The 17,136-nt window shown below is 68.4% G+C and carries 14 protein-coding genes; 2 read left to right on the top strand and 12 right to left on the bottom strand.

Translation table 11 applies throughout. The features are described 5' to 3' along the window. Positions 1 to 29 precede the first annotated feature (29 nt). Entirely contained in the window at positions 30 to 371 is a 342-nt protein-coding gene (locus tag ASE12_RS19010; protein ID WP_056404197.1) for a DUF4233 domain-containing protein, read from the bottom strand. After that, complete coding sequence (locus ASE12_RS19005; RefSeq protein WP_056404195.1) at positions 368 to 1,705, bottom strand: folylpolyglutamate synthase/dihydrofolate synthase family protein; 1,338 nt, start codon at positions 1,703 to 1,705, stop codon at positions 368 to 370. Before ASE12_RS19005 ends, ASE12_RS19010 begins: the two co-directional genes overlap by 4 nt. Before the next feature lie 131 nt (positions 1,706 to 1,836). Here ASE12_RS19005 and ASE12_RS19000 point away from each other — a divergent pair, with 131 nt between their 5' ends. Together ASE12_RS19000 and valS are read left to right on the top strand one after the other, a co-directional pair. After that, complete coding sequence (locus tag ASE12_RS19000) at positions 1,837 to 3,954, top strand: MMPL family transporter (protein WP_056404193.1); 2,118 nt, start codon at positions 1,837 to 1,839, stop codon at positions 3,952 to 3,954. Between the two features lie 81 nt (positions 3,955 to 4,035). Beyond that, a complete protein-coding gene (gene valS, locus ASE12_RS18995) occupies positions 4,036 to 6,615 on the top strand; it encodes a valine--tRNA ligase (RefSeq protein ID WP_056404192.1) in 2,580 nt (859 codons plus the stop codon). A 7-nt stretch (positions 6,616 to 6,622) separates the two neighbouring features. Here valS and ASE12_RS18990 read toward each other — a convergent pair whose 3' ends face one another. The 10 genes from ASE12_RS18990 to ASE12_RS18945 all read right to left on the bottom strand — a co-directional run bounded on the left by ASE12_RS18990 (position 6,623) and on the right by ASE12_RS18945 (position 17,128). Further along, the gene (locus tag ASE12_RS18990; protein ID WP_056404189.1) at positions 6,623 to 7,627 is read right to left on the bottom strand and encodes a cytochrome d ubiquinol oxidase subunit II; all 1,005 of its coding nucleotides are present in this window, start codon (positions 7,625 to 7,627) and stop codon (positions 6,623 to 6,625) included. After that, on the bottom strand, positions 7,624 to 9,024 hold the full coding sequence (locus tag ASE12_RS18985) for a cytochrome ubiquinol oxidase subunit I (RefSeq protein ID WP_056404188.1): 1,401 nt from the start codon (positions 9,022 to 9,024) through the stop codon (positions 7,624 to 7,626). The genes ASE12_RS18990 and ASE12_RS18985 overlap by 4 nt, the downstream gene beginning before the upstream one ends. An 84-nt stretch (positions 9,025 to 9,108) precedes the next feature. Beyond that, complete coding sequence (locus ASE12_RS18980) at positions 9,109 to 10,263, bottom strand: trans-acting enoyl reductase family protein (RefSeq protein ID WP_056404186.1); 1,155 nt, start codon at positions 10,261 to 10,263, stop codon at positions 9,109 to 9,111. A gap of 36 nt (positions 10,264 to 10,299) precedes the next feature. Then, positions 10,300 to 11,571, bottom strand: coding sequence for an ATP-dependent Clp protease ATP-binding subunit ClpX (gene clpX / locus ASE12_RS18975; protein ID WP_056404185.1), 1,272 nt, complete (start codon positions 11,569 to 11,571; stop codon positions 10,300 to 10,302). Positions 11,572 to 11,704: 133 nt separating this feature from the next. Then, entirely contained in the window at positions 11,705 to 12,307 is a 603-nt protein-coding gene (locus tag ASE12_RS18970; protein ID WP_056404183.1) for an ATP-dependent Clp protease proteolytic subunit, read from the bottom strand. Continuing rightward, positions 12,304 to 12,882, bottom strand: coding sequence for an ATP-dependent Clp protease proteolytic subunit (locus tag ASE12_RS18965; RefSeq protein ID WP_157413119.1), 579 nt, complete (start codon positions 12,880 to 12,882; stop codon positions 12,304 to 12,306). Before ASE12_RS18965 ends, ASE12_RS18970 begins: the two co-directional genes overlap by 4 nt. Positions 12,883 to 13,021: 139 nt before the next feature. Next, positions 13,022 to 14,029 (bottom strand): Gfo/Idh/MocA family oxidoreductase, encoded by a 1,008-nt coding sequence (locus tag ASE12_RS18960; protein ID WP_304439353.1) that lies wholly within the window; start codon positions 14,027 to 14,029, stop codon positions 13,022 to 13,024. Then, the gene (locus tag ASE12_RS18955) at positions 14,014 to 15,165 is read right to left on the bottom strand and encodes a Gfo/Idh/MocA family protein (RefSeq protein ID WP_157413060.1); all 1,152 of its coding nucleotides are present in this window, start codon (positions 15,163 to 15,165) and stop codon (positions 14,014 to 14,016) included. The genes ASE12_RS18960 and ASE12_RS18955 overlap by 16 nt, the downstream gene beginning before the upstream one ends. Beyond that, the gene (locus tag ASE12_RS18950; protein ID WP_200955052.1) at positions 15,162 to 16,040 is read right to left on the bottom strand and encodes an ATP-binding cassette domain-containing protein; all 879 of its coding nucleotides are present in this window, start codon (positions 16,038 to 16,040) and stop codon (positions 15,162 to 15,164) included. The genes ASE12_RS18955 and ASE12_RS18950 overlap by 4 nt, the downstream gene beginning before the upstream one ends. Continuing rightward, positions 16,037 to 17,128, bottom strand: coding sequence for an ABC transporter permease (locus ASE12_RS18945; RefSeq protein ID WP_056404179.1), 1,092 nt, complete (start codon positions 17,126 to 17,128; stop codon positions 16,037 to 16,039). Before ASE12_RS18945 ends, ASE12_RS18950 begins: the two co-directional genes overlap by 4 nt. Positions 17,129 to 17,136 lie beyond the last annotated feature (8 nt).

Genomic DNA, 17,136 nt, shown 5'->3' with positions numbered 1-17,136 from the left:
TAGCGCGGGAGGGAGGTGTCTGACACGCCTCAGGCGTCGCCGGCCTCCCGGGCCCAGCGAGCCTTGTCCTCCTCGATGCGGCGGCCCACGAAGAACGCGCCGAACCACAGCGCCGCGAAGATCGCGCCGACGAAGAACATCACCGTGACGAGGAAGCCGAGCGCGATCGCGCCGACCTGGATCGCGTGCCCCACGACGTACGCCTGGGGGCGACGCAACGCGCCTGCGGTCAGGATGCAGAGGAGCGCGAGCCCCAGGCCCGAGACCAGCGCCAAGGGCTTGCTGACGTCCTCGACCGAGATCATCACTGGGACGGCGAGCGCGAGAATGACGGCCTCGAGCGTCAGCATCGCCGAGCACATCCCCCTCATGAAGGCGTTCCCCCGAACAGCACGCGCGCCTCCCCGACCGTGATGACCGAGCCGGTGACCAGCACGCCGCCGCTGCCGATCGCGTCCTCGTTGCCCTCGGCGGAGTCGGCCATGGCCACGGCGCGCTCGATCGCGTCGTCGAGCCGCGACTCACGGATGACCCGTTCGGCGCCGAAGATGTCCTCAGCCATCTCGGCCAGCTCTGCTGCGGGCATCGAGCGGGGCTGGCTGTTCTGGGTGCATACGATCTCGGCCATGACGGGCTCGAACGTGCGCAGCATCTCCTCGACGTCCTTGTCGGCCATGACGCCGACGACACCGATCAAGGGGCTGAACGTGAACGCGTCCTGCACCGCCTCGACGGTCGCCCGGGCACCGTGCGGGTTGTGCGCGGCATCGAGCAGCACGGTGGGGCTGCGACGTACGACCTCGAGCCGGCCCGGAGAGGTGACCTGCGCGAACGCCTCGCGCACGAGGTCGGGGTCGAGCTCCTTGGTACCGGTGAACGCCTCGACGGCCGCCAGCGCGTACGCCGCGTTGTGCGCCTGGTGCGCACCGTGCAGCGGCAGGAAGATGTCGGAGTAGGCCGCCGCGACGCCCTGCAGGTCGATCTGCTGGCCACCGACCGCCGTCGTGCGGTGGTTGACGCCGAAGTCGACGCCCTCACGCAGCGCGATCGCGCCGACGTCGACCGCGCGACGCATCAGGACGTCCATGACGGCGTCCTCCTGCTGCGCGATGACGGCGTGGGACCCGGGCTTGATGATGCCGGCCTTCTCGACCGCGATGATCTCCGGACGATCGCCGAGGTAGCGCTCGTGGTCGACGCCGATCGGCGTGATCACCGCGACCTGGCCGTCGGCGACGTTGGTCGCGTCCCACGACCCGCCCATCCCGACCTCGATGACCGCGGCGTCCACCGGCGCGTCGGCGAAGGCCGCGAACGCCATGGCGGTGATCATCTCGAAGTAGGACAACGGGTGCTCCGATGAGTCGTCGACGATCTGGGCGTACGCCGCGACATCGGCGAACGCGTCGACGAACAGCTCCTCGGACAGCGGCACGCCGTCGAGGCAGATGCGTTCGGTCATCGACTGCAGGTGGGGACTCGTGAAGCGCCCCGTGCGCAGGTCGAGGGCACGCAGCAACGTGTCGACCATGCGGCTCGTCGAGGTCTTGCCGTTGGTGCCGGTGAGGTGGATGACCGGGTAGGCGCGCTGCGGATCTCCGAGGAGTCGGCAGATCGCGGCGATCCGGTCGAGGGACGGCTCGAGACGTGTCTCGGGCCACCGGCCGAGGAGCGCGCGCTCGACCTCCGCGTAGGTGACAGTCATCGTCGACCATTGTCGCAGGACATCAGGGGACGATCAGGGGCACCACCTATGTCACATTTGTCGGTGCATTACGTCATGATGTTGTCACCGTGTCTCGCGTCCCGATCGGACGCTCACCCGAGGAGAATTTCATGAACCGCCAGATCGCGGGCTGGATCGCCCACCGCTGGGCCAAATGGGTCACGCTCGGCGTGGCACTCGTCTTCATCATCGGAATGGCCATGCTGGGATTCAAGCTCACCAGCGTCCAGCAGAACGACATCGCTGCGTGGCTGCCCGGCGACGCCGAGTCGACCAAGGTCATCAACAAGTCCACAGCGTTCTCCGACCCGGACAGCGCTCCTGCCGTCGTGCTCTACGTCCGTGACTCGGGCATCACGCCGGCCGACCTGGCCAAGGCCAAGGCCGACGCCGAGGCGTTCAAGGACGTCAAGCTCGTCGGCGACGACGTGGTCGGCCCCATCCCCTCCAAGGACGGCAAGGCGCTCCAGGTCATCCCCACGATCAAGATGGGCGACGACGGCTGGGACAAGCTTCCCGACGCGGTCGAGGACATCCGTGACGTCGCCGACAAGAACACCGGTGGGCTCGACGTCAAGATCGCCGGCCCGGCCGCGCTCGGTGCCGACCAGGCCAAGGCGTTCGAGGGCATCGACGGTATTCTGCTCGCGTCCGCCGTCGGCGTGGTCATCATCCTGTTGCTGCTGACCTATCGCAGCCCCGTGCTGTGGCTGATCCCGCTGATCTGTGGTGTCGCCAGCGTGCTGACTGCTCAAGGAGTCGTCTACGTGCTGGCCAAGGGCTTCGGGCTCACCGTCAACGGCCAGAGCGCGGCCATCCTCAGCATCCTGACGTTGGGTGCCGGCATCGACTACGCCTTGTTGCTCGTGGCTCGCTATCGCGAGGAGTTGCGGCACTACCAGGACCACCACGAGGCGATGGCGCATGCGCTGCACCGCGCGGGTCCGGCCATCATCGCCAGTGGTGCCACCGTGATCATCGGCCTGCTCTGCCTGATCTTCGCCCAGATGAACTCCACCAGCAGCCTCGGTCCCGTGACCGCGGCGGGCATCGTCGTGGCGCTGCTCATGATGATGGTGCTGCTGCCGGCGCTGCTCGTGATCTTCGGCCGTTGGGTGTTCTGGCCGTTCATCCCGCACTTCGGTGACCCTGAGCGCAACGAGTCCGGCATCTGGGGCCGGGTGGGCCGTCGCATCGCCAAGAAGCCCCGCTTCGTCTGGATCGTCACCGCCCTGGTGCTCGGTGCGTTCTCCCTGGGGGTCTTCCAGCTCGACGCCAACGGCCTGACCAACGAGGACAGCTTCACCAAGACGCAGCCGTCGATCACGGCCGACAAGGAGCTGGCGAAGCACTACGACGGTGGGGCAGGCTCTCCCGTTGCGGTCATCACCAAGGCTGACCACGCAGATGCCGTCAAGACGGCATTCGCATCGGTCAAGGGGATCGACCCGGCGAGCGTCGAGGTCAAGGGGGATGCCAAGGGTGTCGCCTACCTCGAGGGCACGCTGACCTCGTCGCCCGACTCGACCACGGCGTTCGACACGGTCGACCGGGTCCGCGACGCGGTGCACAAGGTGCCGGGCGCCGACGCCCTGGTCGGTGGCAACACGGCGATCAACAAGGACGTCCAGGAGGCCTCGTCGGCCGACAACAAGCTGATCATCCCGATCGTCCTGATCGCGGTGTTCATCATCCTGGCGCTCCTGCTGCGGGCTCTCGCCGCGCCGCTGATCCTGCTCGTCACGGTCGTGCTGTCGTTCGGTGCGGCCCTGGGCATCGGTGCCCTGGTGTTCAAGCACGTGTTCGACTTCGCCGGGGCGGACTCGTCCTTCCCGCTGTTCGCGTTCGTGTTCCTGGTGGCGCTCGGCATCGACTACAACATCTTCCTCATGACGAGAGTCAGGGAGGAGTCGTTGCAGAACGGCACGCGCCGCGGAGCACTGATCGGGTTGGGTGCCACCGGTGGCGTGATCACGTCGGCTGGTCTCGTGCTGGCCGGTACGTTCGCCGTCCTGGGCTCGATCCCCGTGGTGTTCCTCGCCGAGCTGGGATTCGTGGTCGCAGTTGGCGTGCTGCTCGACACGATCATCGTTCGTTCGGTGCTCGTGACCGCGCTCAACCTCGACATCGGCCGGCACATCTGGTGGCCCAGCCAGCTGGCCAAGAAGGACGACGTCGAGATCGCCCAGCCCGGTGACGACGCCGTCTACGCCAAGGTCGACGCCTAGGTTCCGGTTGTCGGCGTCGCGGGTCACCACCACGGTGGCCCGCGACGCCGATGCCTGAGCGTCGACCCGTCGCACATAGACTTGCCTGCTGTGAACACAGTCCCGGAGAAGCCCGTCCTCGAAGGCCTCGAGGCCACCTGGTCCGCCCGCTGGGCCGAGCTGGGCACCTACACGTTCGACCGTACGAAGAGCCGCGACGAGATCTACTCGATCGACACTCCCCCGCCGACCGTCTCGGGCTCGCTGCACGTCGGTCACGTCTTCTCCTACACGCACACCGACCTCATCGCCCGCTACCAGCGCATGCGCGGCAAAGAGGTCTTCTACCCGATGGGCTGGGACGACAACGGCCTGCCGACCGAGCGCCGGGTCCAGAACTTCTACGGCGTCCGTTGCGACCCGTCCCTGCCGTACGACCCCGACTTCACCGCTCCGGAGAAGCCCGACGCCAAGCGCCAGATCCCGATCAGCCGGCGCAACTTCGTCGAGCTGTGCAACGAGCTCGTCGAGGAGGACGAGAAGGTCTTCGAGCAGCTCTGGCGCACGCTGGGACTCAGCGTCGACTGGTCGCAGCAGTACACGACGATCGGCAACGCCTCCCAGGTCGTCTCGCAGCGCGCTTTCCTGCGCAACGTCGCGCGCGGCGAGGCCTACCAGCAGGACGCGCCGACGCTCTGGGACGTCACCTACCAGACCGCGGTCGCCCAGGCAGAGCTCGAGGCCCGCGAGTATCCCGGCGCCTACCACCGCGTGGCGTTCCACGGCAGCGACTCCCCCGTGATCATCGAGACGACCCGCCCCGAGCTCATCGCGGCCTGCGTCGCGCTGATCGCGCACCCTGACGACGAGCGCTACCAGTCGCTGTTCGGCACCACCGTGACGTCCCCGCTCTACGGCGTCGAGGTGCCTGTCGTGGCGCACACCCTCGCCGATCCCGAGAAGGGATCCGGCATCGTGATGTCCTGCACGTTCGGCGACCTCACCGACGTCCAGTGGTGGCGCGAGCTGCAGCTGCCCAACCGGACGATCATCGGCCGCGACGGCCGCGTGCTGCGCGAGACCCCCGCGTGGATCACCGGTGACGGTGCCGCTCGCTACGAGGAGATCGCCGGCAAGACGACGTTCTCGGCCCGCGAGGCGGTCGTCGCCGCGCTCCGCGAGACCGGCGAGCTCGACGGCGAGCCGACCCCCACGCAGCGCATGGCCAACTTCTACGAGCGCGGCGACAAGCCGCTCGAGATCGTGTCGACCCGCCAGTGGTACATCACCAACGGCGGACGCGACGCGGACCTTCGCCAGAAGCTCGTGGCCCGCGGCGACGAGATCGACTGGGTGCCGGCCTACATGCAGTCGCGCCTGACCAACTGGATCGAAGGCCTCAACGGCGACTGGCTCGTCTCGCGCCAGCGCTTCTTCGGCATCCCGTTCCCGGTCTGGTATCGCCTCGACGCCGACGGTGAGCCCGACTACGACGATCCCATCTTCGCCGACGAGGCCAGCCTGCCGGTGGACCCGTCGTCCGAGGTTCCGCCGGGCTTCACCGAGTCCCAGCGCGGTGAGCCCGGAGGGTTCCTCGCCGACCCGGACGTCCTCGACACGTGGGCGACCTCGTCGCTGACGCCGCAGATCATCTGCGGCTGGGAGCGCGACCCCGACCTGTTCGAGCGGACGTTCCCGATGGACCTGCGACCGCAGGGTCACGACATCATCCGCACCTGGCTGTTCTCGTCGATCGTGCGCGCACACCTCGAGCACGGTGTCGCGCCGTGGACCCATGCCGCCCTCTCGGGCTTCGTCGTCGACCCCGACCGCAAGAAGATGAGCAAGTCCAAGGGCAACGTCGTCGTCCCCGACGAGATCCTCGACAAGTACGGCGCCGACGCGGTCCGCTGGCGCGCCGCCGGTGCACGCCCGGGCGCCGACTCGCCGTTCGACGAGGCGCAGATGAAGGTCGGTCGCCGCCTCGCGATGAAGGTCCTCAACGCCAGCAAGTTCGTGCTCGCCTCCGAGGAGGCCTACGGACTCGGCGCCGGTGCGAGCGACCTCGATCCCTCTCGCGTGACCGAGGCGATCGACCTCGCGATGCTCAGCCGCCTGCGGCTCGTCGTCGACGAGGCCACGGCCCGGTTCGAGGAGTACGACTACGCCACGGCCCTCGAGGTCGCTGAGAAGTTCTTCTGGGACTTCTGCGACGACTACCTCGAGCTCGTCAAGGAGCGCTCGCGGCGGGACGACGCTGCCGGTCAGTCGGCCCGGAGCGCGTTCGTGCTCGCCCTGTCGGTGCAGCTGCGCCTGCTCGCGCCGTTCCTCCCCTACGTGACCGAAGAGGTCTGGTCGTGGTGGCAGGAGGGCTCGATCCACCGATCCGCATGGCCGGTCAACGACGTCGACCTGGCGACGGACAGCCATGACCCGGCTCTGCTGAGCTCGGCGGCGTCGGTCCTGGCCGACATCCGCGGTGCCAAGTCGACCGCCAAGGTCAGCCAGAAGACCGAGATCAGCACCCTCACGATCAGTGCGACCAAGGCTCGGCTCGACCTCGTGCGGCTCGCGATCAGTGACGTGCTCGCCGCGGGCCGTGTCGTCGCGGAGCCGACCTATGTCGCCGACGAAGCCGTCGACGGCTTCGCGGTCGAGGCGACCCCGGCGCTCGTCGACTGACCGACCGTCAGTGGGTCTCGGTCCACCGATCGCTCTGGGTGAGCCAGAACAGGTAGGCCAGCGCGGGCACCACGATCACACCGGCGAGCCCGACGACGACCAGCAGTCCGGCGAGCGTCGCGTCGGCCCCTGCGGCGGCGGAGATCTTGACCTGGTCGACCAGCATCCATGGGTACTGCGCGACACCCCAGCCGACGACGACGGCGGCCACCGCGGCGACCGCCGTGACGCGTGCGGGTGCGAACCGGCGGCGGTACAGCAGGACGAGCGTGGCCAGACCGGCCGCGGCAGAGGCGACGATCAGCGGCGCGGCTGGCCCCAGCAGGCGGTCGCTCAGGGTCGGCGAGTCGTGCTTGATCGGCACGAGCGCCGCGAACACGACGATGCCCGTGACGATGCCGACTCCGATCGTACGGATTCGCAACGTCTCGCTCAGAGTCCCGTGACCCGAGCGGGCGGCATCCGCGGTCAGGAAGGCACCGGCGAGGAACGCGCACGTGCCCACCGCGATCAGGCCGCCGAACAGCGACGTCGGGTGCAGCCACGAGCTGAGCTGGTCGCCGTTGCCCTCGGCGGGTACGCGACCTGACGCGACCGCCCCGGCGGCCGCACCCAGGAAGAACGGCGTGATCAGCGACGACCCGGCGAACACCGCGCCGAAGAGCCTCGCCTGGGCCAGCGTCGCGGAGTACTTGCGGAACGCGAAGCTGGCACCGCGCAGCACGATGCCGACCAGCGCCAGCGCGAGGGGCAGCGTGAGCGTCGTGGTCGCGGCGGCGAACGTCTCCGGGAAGCCGGTCCACCAGATCACCAGGATGTAGATCAGCCAGACGTGGTTGGCCTCCCACACCGGCCCGATGCTGTGGTCGATCAGGACCCGCAGCTCGCCGCCGCGCTCCGACCCGCCCGCCGTCAGGTCGAAGAAGCCCGAGCCGAAGTCCGCACCGCCGAACAAGGCGTACAGCACGATCCCGGCGAACATCGCGACCGCGACCACGACTGCGAGGCTCATCGGGCGCTCCCGTCGACCGTCGCGGTGCCTGGTCCGTACGGGCTCGGGAGGTCCTCCTCGCCCGCGCGCCATCGGCGGGCCATCGACCGCAGGACCACGAACGCCCCGATCGTCATGCCGACGTAGACGACGACCGCGATGGCGTAGCTCCACCACAGGCCGGCGCTCTGGCTCGCGGCATCCTCGGTCCGCAGGATGCCCCAGACGACCCACGGCTGCCGGCCGACCTCGGTGGCGATCCAGCCGGCCTCCATCGCGAGGATCGCGAGCGGACCGGCGATGACGGCGCCGCGCAGGAACCAGCGCTTGGGCAGCAGGTCGTGGCCGCGCCAGCGGGCCAGCCAGAACAGCACGACGACGATGGCCAGCAGCGTGCCGATGCCGACCATCGACTGGAACGCCAGGTGGGTGATGTTGACCGGAGGCCGGTCCGCCGCGGGCACCGAGTCGAGGCCCGGGACGGGCTTGTCGAACGAGTTGCGGGCGATGAGCGAGCCGATCTTGGGGATGTCGATCGCGCCGTGCACCTTGCCGTCGATCAGGACACCGCCGAGGCGCAGCGGAGCAGGCTGCTCGGTCGTCGTCGCGAGCTCGAACGCCGCAAGCTTGGACGGCTGGGTGTCGCCGACGCGCAGGCCCAGGATGTGCCCGATGAACGGCTGCACGACGGCGGCGATCGTGGCGAACACGAACGGGACGGTGAAGCCCAACCGGTGGTGGGCGTCGACGCGGCCCTTGAGCATGCCCGCCGCGTAGACGCCGGCGACGACGAAGCCGACGACCATGAACGCGGCGAACCACATGTGCGCGAACTGCAGGTAGACGCCGTCGTTGAACATCGCACGCCACGGATTGACGTCGGTGACCTCTCCGTCGACGAGCTTGAAGCCAGTCGGGTTGTTCATCCACGCGTTGACCGAGATGACGCAGAACGTGCCGACGATGCCGGCCAGGCCCATCGGGATCAGCATCATGAGGTGGCGCCGCGGCAGCATGCGGTCCCAGCCGTACAGGTAGATGCCGAGGAAGATCGCCTCGACGAAGAACGACAGACCCTCGAAGGCGAACGGCAGGCCGAGGACGTCCCCGAACTTGCCCATCAGCCCGGGCCACAGGATGCCCATCTCGAAGCTCAGCACGGTGCCGGACACCGCCCCGATCGCGAACAGCACCGCCGAGACCTTGGCCCATCGCTTGGCGAGCCCCAGCGCGACCGGGTCGTCACGCACGATGCCGCGGCGATGGACGACGTAGATCATCGTCGGGAACGCGACGCCGAAGCACGCGAGGATGATGTGCCAGCCGAGCGACAGCGCCATCTGCTCGCGCGCCGGGAGGAGGCCCGGAGGGGCATCGCTCGAGGTCAGGACGGTGGTGACGACTCCGGCGAAGTCCATGCCTTCACCCTACGTCCGAGACGCCGCCGATTCCCGCGGGGCTGGTGTGAGAAGTTCGCCGCCACGAATAGGTCACACGCGCTGTTAGGACACGGTGCGGAACGTGATGCCGGCCGCCTGCAGCCGCGTGATCAGCGCGTCACCCATCGCCACGGCCGTGGTGGTCTGTCCCGCGACCTTGGGCACGTCGTCGTACGCCAGGCAGAGTGCGGACTCACTCAGCATCTTGGACGTCTCGGTGTAGCCGGGGTCGCCGCCGGTGACCTCTGCGTGCACCTTCTTGCCGCCGCCCTCGGCGAAGACGTTGAACGTGAACCAGGACTTCGCGCGCTTGGCCTCGGACGGACCGGCACCGGGGTCCTTGACCTTGAGCAGCAGTGCGCGGGTGGGCGGCAGCTGCGCACCGAGGAACGCGACGCCGAGACCGAGGCCGGAGGCGGCGACCATGCGGCGGGTCTTGAAGTGGGCGAAGTGCGAGTAGGTGAAGTCCGGGCCGTAGCGCCCGAGCGTACGTGCCGAGCGGAGCACGATCTGCGGGTCGATCGTGGGCATCGGGACGCCCCAGCCACCGAGCTCGGGCGCCTTGCCGAGCTTGCCGGAGCCCCGGACCTTGCGACCCTCGGGACGCGGCTCGGCCTTGCGTCGGGCGCCGGCGATCTTGCCCGACTCTCGCATCGACGAGAACTGGTTGATCGCCGAGTGGTAGGTGCCGCCGGAGAACTCCGCATTGGCGCGGATGTAGCCACGCACGTGGATCGGCACGTCCTCGGGCAGCTGCTCGACCGCGTAGAGGACACCGAGGTCGTACGGGATCGAGTCGAACCCGCAGGCGTGGATGATGCGAGCGCCGGTCTCGACGGCCCGCTCGTGGTACTTCAGCCACATGTCGTCGACGAACTGCGGCTCACCGGTCAGGTCGATGTACGCGATGCCGGCCTCGACGCTCGCCTTGACCGCGGCCTCGCCGTACTTGAGGTAGGGCCCGACCGTCGTGACCAGCACGCGGGTGCTCTTGGCCAGCGCGGCCATCGAGTCGGCGTTGCCGATGTCGGCGGAGATGATCTCGGGGCGGACGCCACCGAGCCGTTCGATGCGGTCCGCGACGGCCTCGAGCTTGGCCTGGTTGCGGCCGGCGATCGCCCACGAGCCGCCCGGCGGCAGGTGCTCGCCGAGATAGTCGGCGGTCAGCCCTCCGGTGAATCCGGTGGCTCCGAGCAGGGCGATGTCGACTGAGGTCATGCGCCCAACCTACCGACGGTACGGGTGGAGCAGAACCTAGGAGGCCTTCTTGGCCACTTCGTCGTGGGTGAGGATCGTCGGACCCTCGGTGCCGGCGACGGTCTCGGCCGTCACGATGACCTTGGCCACGTCGTCACGGCTCGGGATCTCGTACATGACCGGCTCGAGCACCGCCTCGATGATCGAGCGGAGTCCGCGAGCGCCGGTGCCCCGGGCCAGTGCCAGGTCGGCCATCGCTGCGGCCGCGTCAGCACCGAACTCCAGCTCGACGCCGTCGATCTCGAACAGCCGGACGTACTGCTTGGTCAGCGCGTTGCGCGGCTCGGTCAGGATCGCGACGAGGGCATCCTTGTCGAGGTTGTCGACCGCGGCGATGACCGGCAGGCGGCCGATGAACTCCGGGATCAGGCCGAACTTGAGCAGGTCCTCGGGCAGCACCTTGGAGTAGAGCTTCTCGGGGGCCACCGTCTTGCCGATGTCGACCTGCCCGGTGTTGAAGCCGAGGCTGGTCTTGCCGCTGCGCTGCTCGATGATCTGGTCGAGGCCGGCGAACGCACCGCCGACGATGAACAGCACGTTGGTCGTGTCGATCTGGATGAACTCCTGGTGCGGGTGCTTGCGCCCGCCCTGCGGGGGCACCGACGCGGTCGTGCCCTCGAGGATCTTGAGCAGCGCCTGCTGCACGCCCTCGCCCGACACGTCACGCGTGATCGAGGGGTTCTCGCTCTTGCGGGAGATCTTGTCGACCTCGTCGATGTAGATGATGCCCGTCTCGGCCTTCTTGACGTCGTAGTCAGCGGCCTGGATGAGCTTGAGGAGGATGTTCTCGACGTCCTCGCCGACGTAGCCGGCCTCGGTCAAGGCCGTCGCGTCGGCGATCGCGAACGGCACGTTGAGCATGCGGGCCAGGGTCTGCGCGAGGTAGGTCTTGCCGCAGCCGGTCGGTCCGACGAGCAGGATGTTGGACTTGGCCAGCTCGACCTGGTCGTCCTTGCTCCGTGAGCTGCCGACCTGGGCCTGGACGCGCTTGTAGTGGTTGTAGACCGCCACCGCCAGGGACTTCTTGGCGCCGTCCTGGCCGATGACGTAGCCGTTGAGGAAGTCGTAGATCTCGTGGGGCTTGGGCAGCTCGCCCAGGCTCAGCTCGGCGCCTTCGGCGAGCTCCTCCTCGATGATCTCGTTGCACAGGTCGATGCACTCGTCGCAGATGTAGACGCCGGGGCCGGCGATGAGCTTCTTGACCTGCTTCTGGCTCTTTCCGCAGAAAGAACACTTGAGCAGATCGGCGGTTTCACCAATGCGTGCCACGTGGAGAGTCCCTTCTTCGTCGTGCGCGGTTGGAGCCGGAGGCGGCCCGTGACCGAGAGAGCAACATTTTCACCCTAGCGGCGAATGTGCCCTGCGTCTCGGTCACGGCGCCGTATGTCGTCGTGCGTGTCGCCTAGACCGCGGGGACCTTGAGCGTCTCGAGAACCTCGTCGATCAGGCCGTACTCGAGCGCCTGCGCTGCGGTGAGGATCTTGTCGCGATCGACGTCGCGGCTGACTTCCTCGACGGGCTTGCCCGACGCGTCGGAGATCATCTTCTCCATCAGCTCGCGCATGCGCAGGATCTCGTTGGCCTGGATCTCGAGGTCGGAGATCTGGCCGCCGGTGCCCTCGGTGTAGGGCTGGTGGATCAGGATGCGGCTGTTGGGCAGCGCGAGGCGCTTGCCCGGCGTGCCGGCGGCGAGGAGCACCGCGGCGGCCGAGGCAGCCTGTCCGAGGCAGATCGTCTGCACGTCGGGCTTGAGGTAGCGCATCGTGTCGTAGATCGCGGTCAGCGCCGTGAACGAGCCGCCAGGGCTGTTGATGTAGATGCTGATGTCGCGGTCGGGGTCCATCGCCTGGAGGCACAGCATCTGCGCCATGACGGCGTTGGCGACGTCATCGCTGATCGGCGTGCCGAGGAAGATGATGCGGTCCTCGAACAGCTTGGCGTACGGATCGATGCGCCGGAAGCCGTAGGACGTGCGCTCTTCCCACTGCGGGATGTAGTAGCTCATGATGCCAGGTCTCCTGCGCTCGCGACGACGTGATCGATGAGGCCGTACTCCTTGGCCTCGGCCGGCGTGAACCACCGGTCGCGGTCCGAGTCGAGCTCGATCTGCTCGACGCTCTGGCCACTGTGCTGGGCCTGGAGCTCGTTGAGCTGCTTCTTGAGCAGCAGGCTCTGCTGTGCCTGGATCTTGATGTCCGACGCCGATCCGCCGATGCCGCCCGAGGGCTGGTGCATCATGATCCGCGCGTGCGGCAGGGCGTAGCGCTTGCCGGCCGTGCCCGCAGCGAGCAGGAACTGGCCCATCGAGGCGGCCAGGCCCATGCCGAACGTGGCGACGTCGTTGGAGATGAACTGCATCGTGTCGTAGATCGCCATGCCGGAGTCGACTGAGCCGCCCGGCGAGTTGATGTAGAGGTAGATGTCGGCCTGCGGGTCCTCGGCGTTGAGCAGCAGCATCTGCGCACAGATCGCGTTGGAGTTGGAGTCGCGGACCTCGGAGCCCAGGAACACGATGCGTTCCTTGAGCAGCCGCTGGTAGATGTGGCCGTCGAGATCCGAGGGGCCGGCCTCGCCGGCCATTCTCGGCGACATGGGGCTGGGGGTATCCGGTGTGTTCACGTCCCCAAACCTAGACGGCCCGGCGATCGAACACACGCGAAAACACGGCTGTTCGCTGACAGCGTGAACGCCGGCGCGCCCCACGCCTGACGACGCACGGTCAGGCGTACAGGCCCGGGCGCTCCGGTACGTCGACGGCCTCGCGCACCCCCGAGCCGAGGGCACGTACGCCTGAAGCGGCGACCAGGTTGGCGACGTAGCCGTCCCATGCGCTCGCGCCGACCACGGATCCGGCCAGCGATGCCTTGGCCCAGGCCGCGAGCTCGAGCCGGTAGGACTCGATGAAGTGGGCCACGAAGTCGCTGCCGATCGTGCTGCCACCCGTGCCGGCGATCCGGCGTACGACCGGGGTGCGCGGCTCCAGCGATGCCGAACCGCCCGTCCCGACGACCTCGACGCGTACGTCGTAGCCGTAGCCGGCGTTGACGAAGACCTCTGCGGTGATCATCTGGCCGCCGCTGGTCCACAACGTCGCGACCTGCGGGTCGCGGAAGCCGTCGACGATCGGCGACTCGACGCGGATGCCGACGATCTCGCCGTCGAGCAGCCAGCGGAACGTGTCGAACTCGTGGATCATCGACCCGGTCACGAGACCGGCGTCGTCGGTGCTCGTGGAGTTGGAGGCGTTGCGGTGGATGCCGTGCACGACGCGCACCTCGCCGAGCGTGCCGTCGTCGATCGACGCCTTGAGGTCGAGGAAGCCGGGGTCGAACCGGCGGTTGAAGCCGACCTGCACGAGCCGGCGGCCGAGGCCGACCTCCGCGTCGACGACGCGGCGCGCGTCGTCGGCGGTCACCGCGAGCGGCTTCTCGCACAGGACGTGCTTGCCGGCCGCGATGCAGGCGACGGCCAGGTCGGCGTGGGTGAAGTCGGGCGAGGCGATGACGACGGCATCGACGTCCGAGCCGGTCACGAGTGACTCCGCCGAGTCGGCGATCTCCGCGCCGACCGATGAGGCGATCTCCTTGGCGCGCGCGGTGTCCATGTCGAACACGCGCGTGACCTGGGCGGCCGGCACCCCGGCAGCCAGGGTGGCCACGTGCGATGCGCCCATCGCTCCGGCGCCCACGACGCCCACTCGCAGTCGCTGGTTCACAAGGACACCCACTTTCGTTCGTCGGCCGACACGATCATCGCGTCGACGGTGCGCGCTGCGATCAGCGCGTCATGGATGGTGGCGCCGTGCGGCTTGCCGTCGGCGATGGACTGCACGAGCCTGCGGGCCTCGATGACCTTGAGGTCGTCGAAGCCCATGGGGTTGTTGGCGCCGGGCTGGAACGCGCCGAACTCACCGTCGCCCGGCGTCGCGTAGCGGGTCGCGTAGAACGCGTCCTGGTAGTCCTGGTCGAGGCAGACCTGCAGCTCGTTCATGCGGCGGAAGTCCCATTTCAGCGCACCGGTCGTGCCGTGCACCTCGATGCCGTACGTGTTCTGCTCCCCCACGGCCGAGCGGCTCGCCTCGAGGATGCCGCGCGACCCGCCGGCGATCCGCAGGAGCGCGGAGACGTAGTCCTCGTTCTCCACCTGCCCCATGGCACCCGAGCCGCGCTCGTAGTGCATCGCGCCGGGCCGGGCCTCGGGACGCTCGGGGATGAACGTCGCCCGGTCGGCGATCAGCTCGTCGATGTCGGCGACAACGTAGCGGACGAGGTCCGCCGCATGGCTGACGAGATCACCGAGCACCCCGCTGCCGGCGAACTCGTTCCGGAACCGCCACGACAACGCGCCGTCGGGGTGTGCGGCGTAGTCGGACACGAAGCGTACGGACGTGTGCTCGACCGTGCCGAGCCGTCCGGATGCCACCAGCTCGCGGGCGAGCTCGACGGCCGGCGGGTTGCGGTAGTTGAACCCGGCCGCGGACTGGACGCCTGCTGCCTCGACCGCCGCGACGATCTCGGCGGTCTCCTCGGCGTTGCGTCCTGCGGGCTTCTCGACCCACACGTGCTTGCCGGCCCGGGCCGCGGTGACCGCGACGTCCCGGTGGATGAAGTTGGGACCCGTCACGCACACCAGGTCGATGTCGTCCCGGGCCACCAGCTCGCGCCAGTCGGTGAGCTGGTGCTCAAAACCGAAGGCCTGCGCGGCGCGTTCCGTACGGTCGTCGTCCGCCGGGTCGGCGACGGCGACGAGCCGGGGCCGCAACGGGCTGTCGGTGTAGTGCTGGGTCAGCCGGCTCAGCGCCCGGGCGTGGACCTGGCCCATCCAGCCCAGGCCCACGATGCCGACGCGGAGCTCTGCCGTCACGTGACGTCGGCCTTCAGCTCCTGGGCGATCGCCGAGTCGGCACCCATCGTCTCCGCGAGCTCGTGCGCGAGGGACTCCAGCTCCTCGCCGCCGGCCATCATCGCGGTGAGGTCCTCGAGCGTCAGGTCCGCCTTGGGGAAGTCGCCCATGCTCTTGCCACGCCGCAGCAGCATGAACCGGTCACCGACCGGGTAGGCGTGGTGCGGGTTGTGGGTGATGAAGACGACGCCGAGTCCGCGCTCGCGGGCCTTGGCGATGTACTTCAGCACGACACCGGACTGCTTCACGCCCAGCGCCGCCGTCGGCTCGTCGAGGATCAGCACCCGGGCGCCGAAGTAGACCGCACGGGCGATCGCGACGCACTGCCGCTCGCCGCCCGAGAGCGTGCCGATCGGCTGCTCCACGTCACGCAGGTCGATGCCCATCGCCGACAGCTCGGACTTCGTCGTGGCCTTCATGAAGTCGATGTCGAGCTTCTTGAGCGGTCCGACACCCTTCGTGATCTCGCTGCCGAGGAAGAAGTTGCGCCACACCGGCATGAGCGGAACGACTGCCAGGTCCTGGTAGACCGTCGCGATGCCCAGCTCGAGGGCGGCGCGAGGGCTCGACAGGGTGTGGCTCTCGCCGTCGATCAGCAGCTCCCCGTCGGTGTGCTCGTGTGCACCCGCGAGGATCTTGATGAACGTCGACTTGCCCGCACCGTTGTCGCCGAGCACGCACGTCACCTCACCGGCGCGTACGGACGTCGAGACGTCGCTCAGCGCGATGATGTTGCCGTAGCGCTTGCCGATGTCGCGGACCTCGATGATCGCCGTGCCGCGTGGCGGCGGGGCGTACACGTTGGTGACCGGTGATGCTGCTTCGTCCTTGCTCATTTTGCCGTCTCCGCCCGCTTGCGAACCCATTCGTTGAGGAGCACCGCTCCCAGGAGCATGACGCCGAGGAACGCCTTGAGCCAGTTGTTGTCCCAACCGGCGTAGACGATGCCCTGGCTGACCATGCCGTAGATCAGCGCGCCGAAGGCGGCACCGATCGCCGAGCCGTAGCCACCGGTCATGAGGCAGCCTCCGACCACGGCGCAGATGATGTAGATGAACTCCTGGCCGACGCCGGTGTTGCTCTGCACCGTGGACGTCGTGAAGATCAGCAGCATGCCGACGAGCCAGCCGGCGCCCGCGGTCGTCATGAACAGGCCGACCTTGGTCTTGAAGACCGGCACGCCGATCTGGCGCGAGGCGGTCTGGGCGCCGCCGACGGAGAAGATCCAGTTGCCGGTGCGCGTACGCAGCAGGACCCAGGTCGCGAGCGCGGTCACGCCGATCCACCAGAACACCGAGGCGTTGATCGTCAGCGGACGCGACCAGTCGAAGTCGAGGTGCATGAACTTGAGGTCGAGGTTGAACCAGTGCGGCTGGACCTCGAGCGCCGAGCCGAAGACCTTCTTGGCCTGGTCGTAGAACGGCACCTGGGTCATGCCCTGGATCGCCACCTGGCCGGTGAGGGCCTTGGTGCCGGCGAGGTCGATGCCCTGCAGGACGAAGAACGTCCCGAGGGTCACGATGAAGCTCGGAAGGCCTGTGCGCATCACCAGGATGCCGTTGATCGCGCCGATCACGAGGGCGAGGGCGAGGGACACGAGGATCGCGGCCCAGATGTTGACGCCGTACTCACGGGTCAGCACGCCGACCACGAGGCCGGTGAACCCGGTCATGGCGCCGGCGGAGAGGTCGAACTCGCCGCCGATCATCAGCAGCGCGACCGCGACGGCCATGATGCCGATCGTCGAGGCGCCGCGCAGCCAGGTGCTGGAACCGCTCGGGGTGGCGAACGCGTCGGTCGACAGGGCGAAGAACGCGAAGATCACGATGGCCGCGACGAGCGCACCGATCTCCGGGCGTTTCAGCAGCTTGGTCAGGGTCGACGTACGCGCGATGCGTTCGTCGTCCAGGGTGGCTGTGGTCATAGGTGACT

The organism is Aeromicrobium sp. Root236 (genome assembly GCF_001428805.1).
Taxonomy (GTDB): Bacteria; Actinomycetota; Actinomycetes; order Propionibacteriales; family Nocardioidaceae; genus Aeromicrobium.
Note: the sequence above shows the minus strand (reverse complement) of the source record. Positions and strands in the feature narration are given on the sequence as shown.

Bases quoted from the DNA above. Each gene is read 5' to 3' on its own strand.
- ASE12_RS19010 (WP_056404197.1), bottom strand. From the start codon at position 371: ATGAGGGGGATGTGCTCGGCGATGCTGACGCTCGAGGCCGTCATTCTC.
- ASE12_RS19005 (WP_056404195.1), bottom strand. From the start codon at position 1,705: ATGACTGTCACCTACGCGGAGGTCGAGCGCGCGCTCCTCGGCCGGTGG.
- ASE12_RS19000 (WP_056404193.1), top strand. From the start codon at position 1,837: ATGAACCGCCAGATCGCGGGCTGGATCGCCCACCGCTGGGCCAAATGG.
- ASE12_RS18990 (WP_056404189.1), bottom strand. From the start codon at position 7,627: ATGAGCCTCGCAGTCGTGGTCGCGGTCGCGATGTTCGCCGGGATCGTG.
- ASE12_RS18985 (WP_056404188.1), bottom strand. From the start codon at position 9,024: ATGGACTTCGCCGGAGTCGTCACCACCGTCCTGACCTCGAGCGATGCC.
- ASE12_RS18980 (WP_056404186.1), bottom strand. From the start codon at position 10,263: ATGACCTCAGTCGACATCGCCCTGCTCGGAGCCACCGGATTCACCGGA.
- ASE12_RS18970 (WP_056404183.1), bottom strand. From the start codon at position 12,307: ATGAGCTACTACATCCCGCAGTGGGAAGAGCGCACGTCCTACGGCTTC.
- ASE12_RS18965 (WP_157413119.1), bottom strand. From the start codon at position 12,882: ATGGCCGGCGAGGCCGGCCCCTCGGATCTCGACGGCCACATCTACCAG.
- ASE12_RS18950 (WP_200955052.1), bottom strand. From the start codon at position 16,040: ATGAGCAAGGACGAAGCAGCATCACCGGTCACCAACGTGTACGCCCCG.
- ASE12_RS18945 (WP_056404179.1), bottom strand. From the start codon at position 17,128: ATGACCACAGCCACCCTGGACGACGAACGCATCGCGCGTACGTCGACC.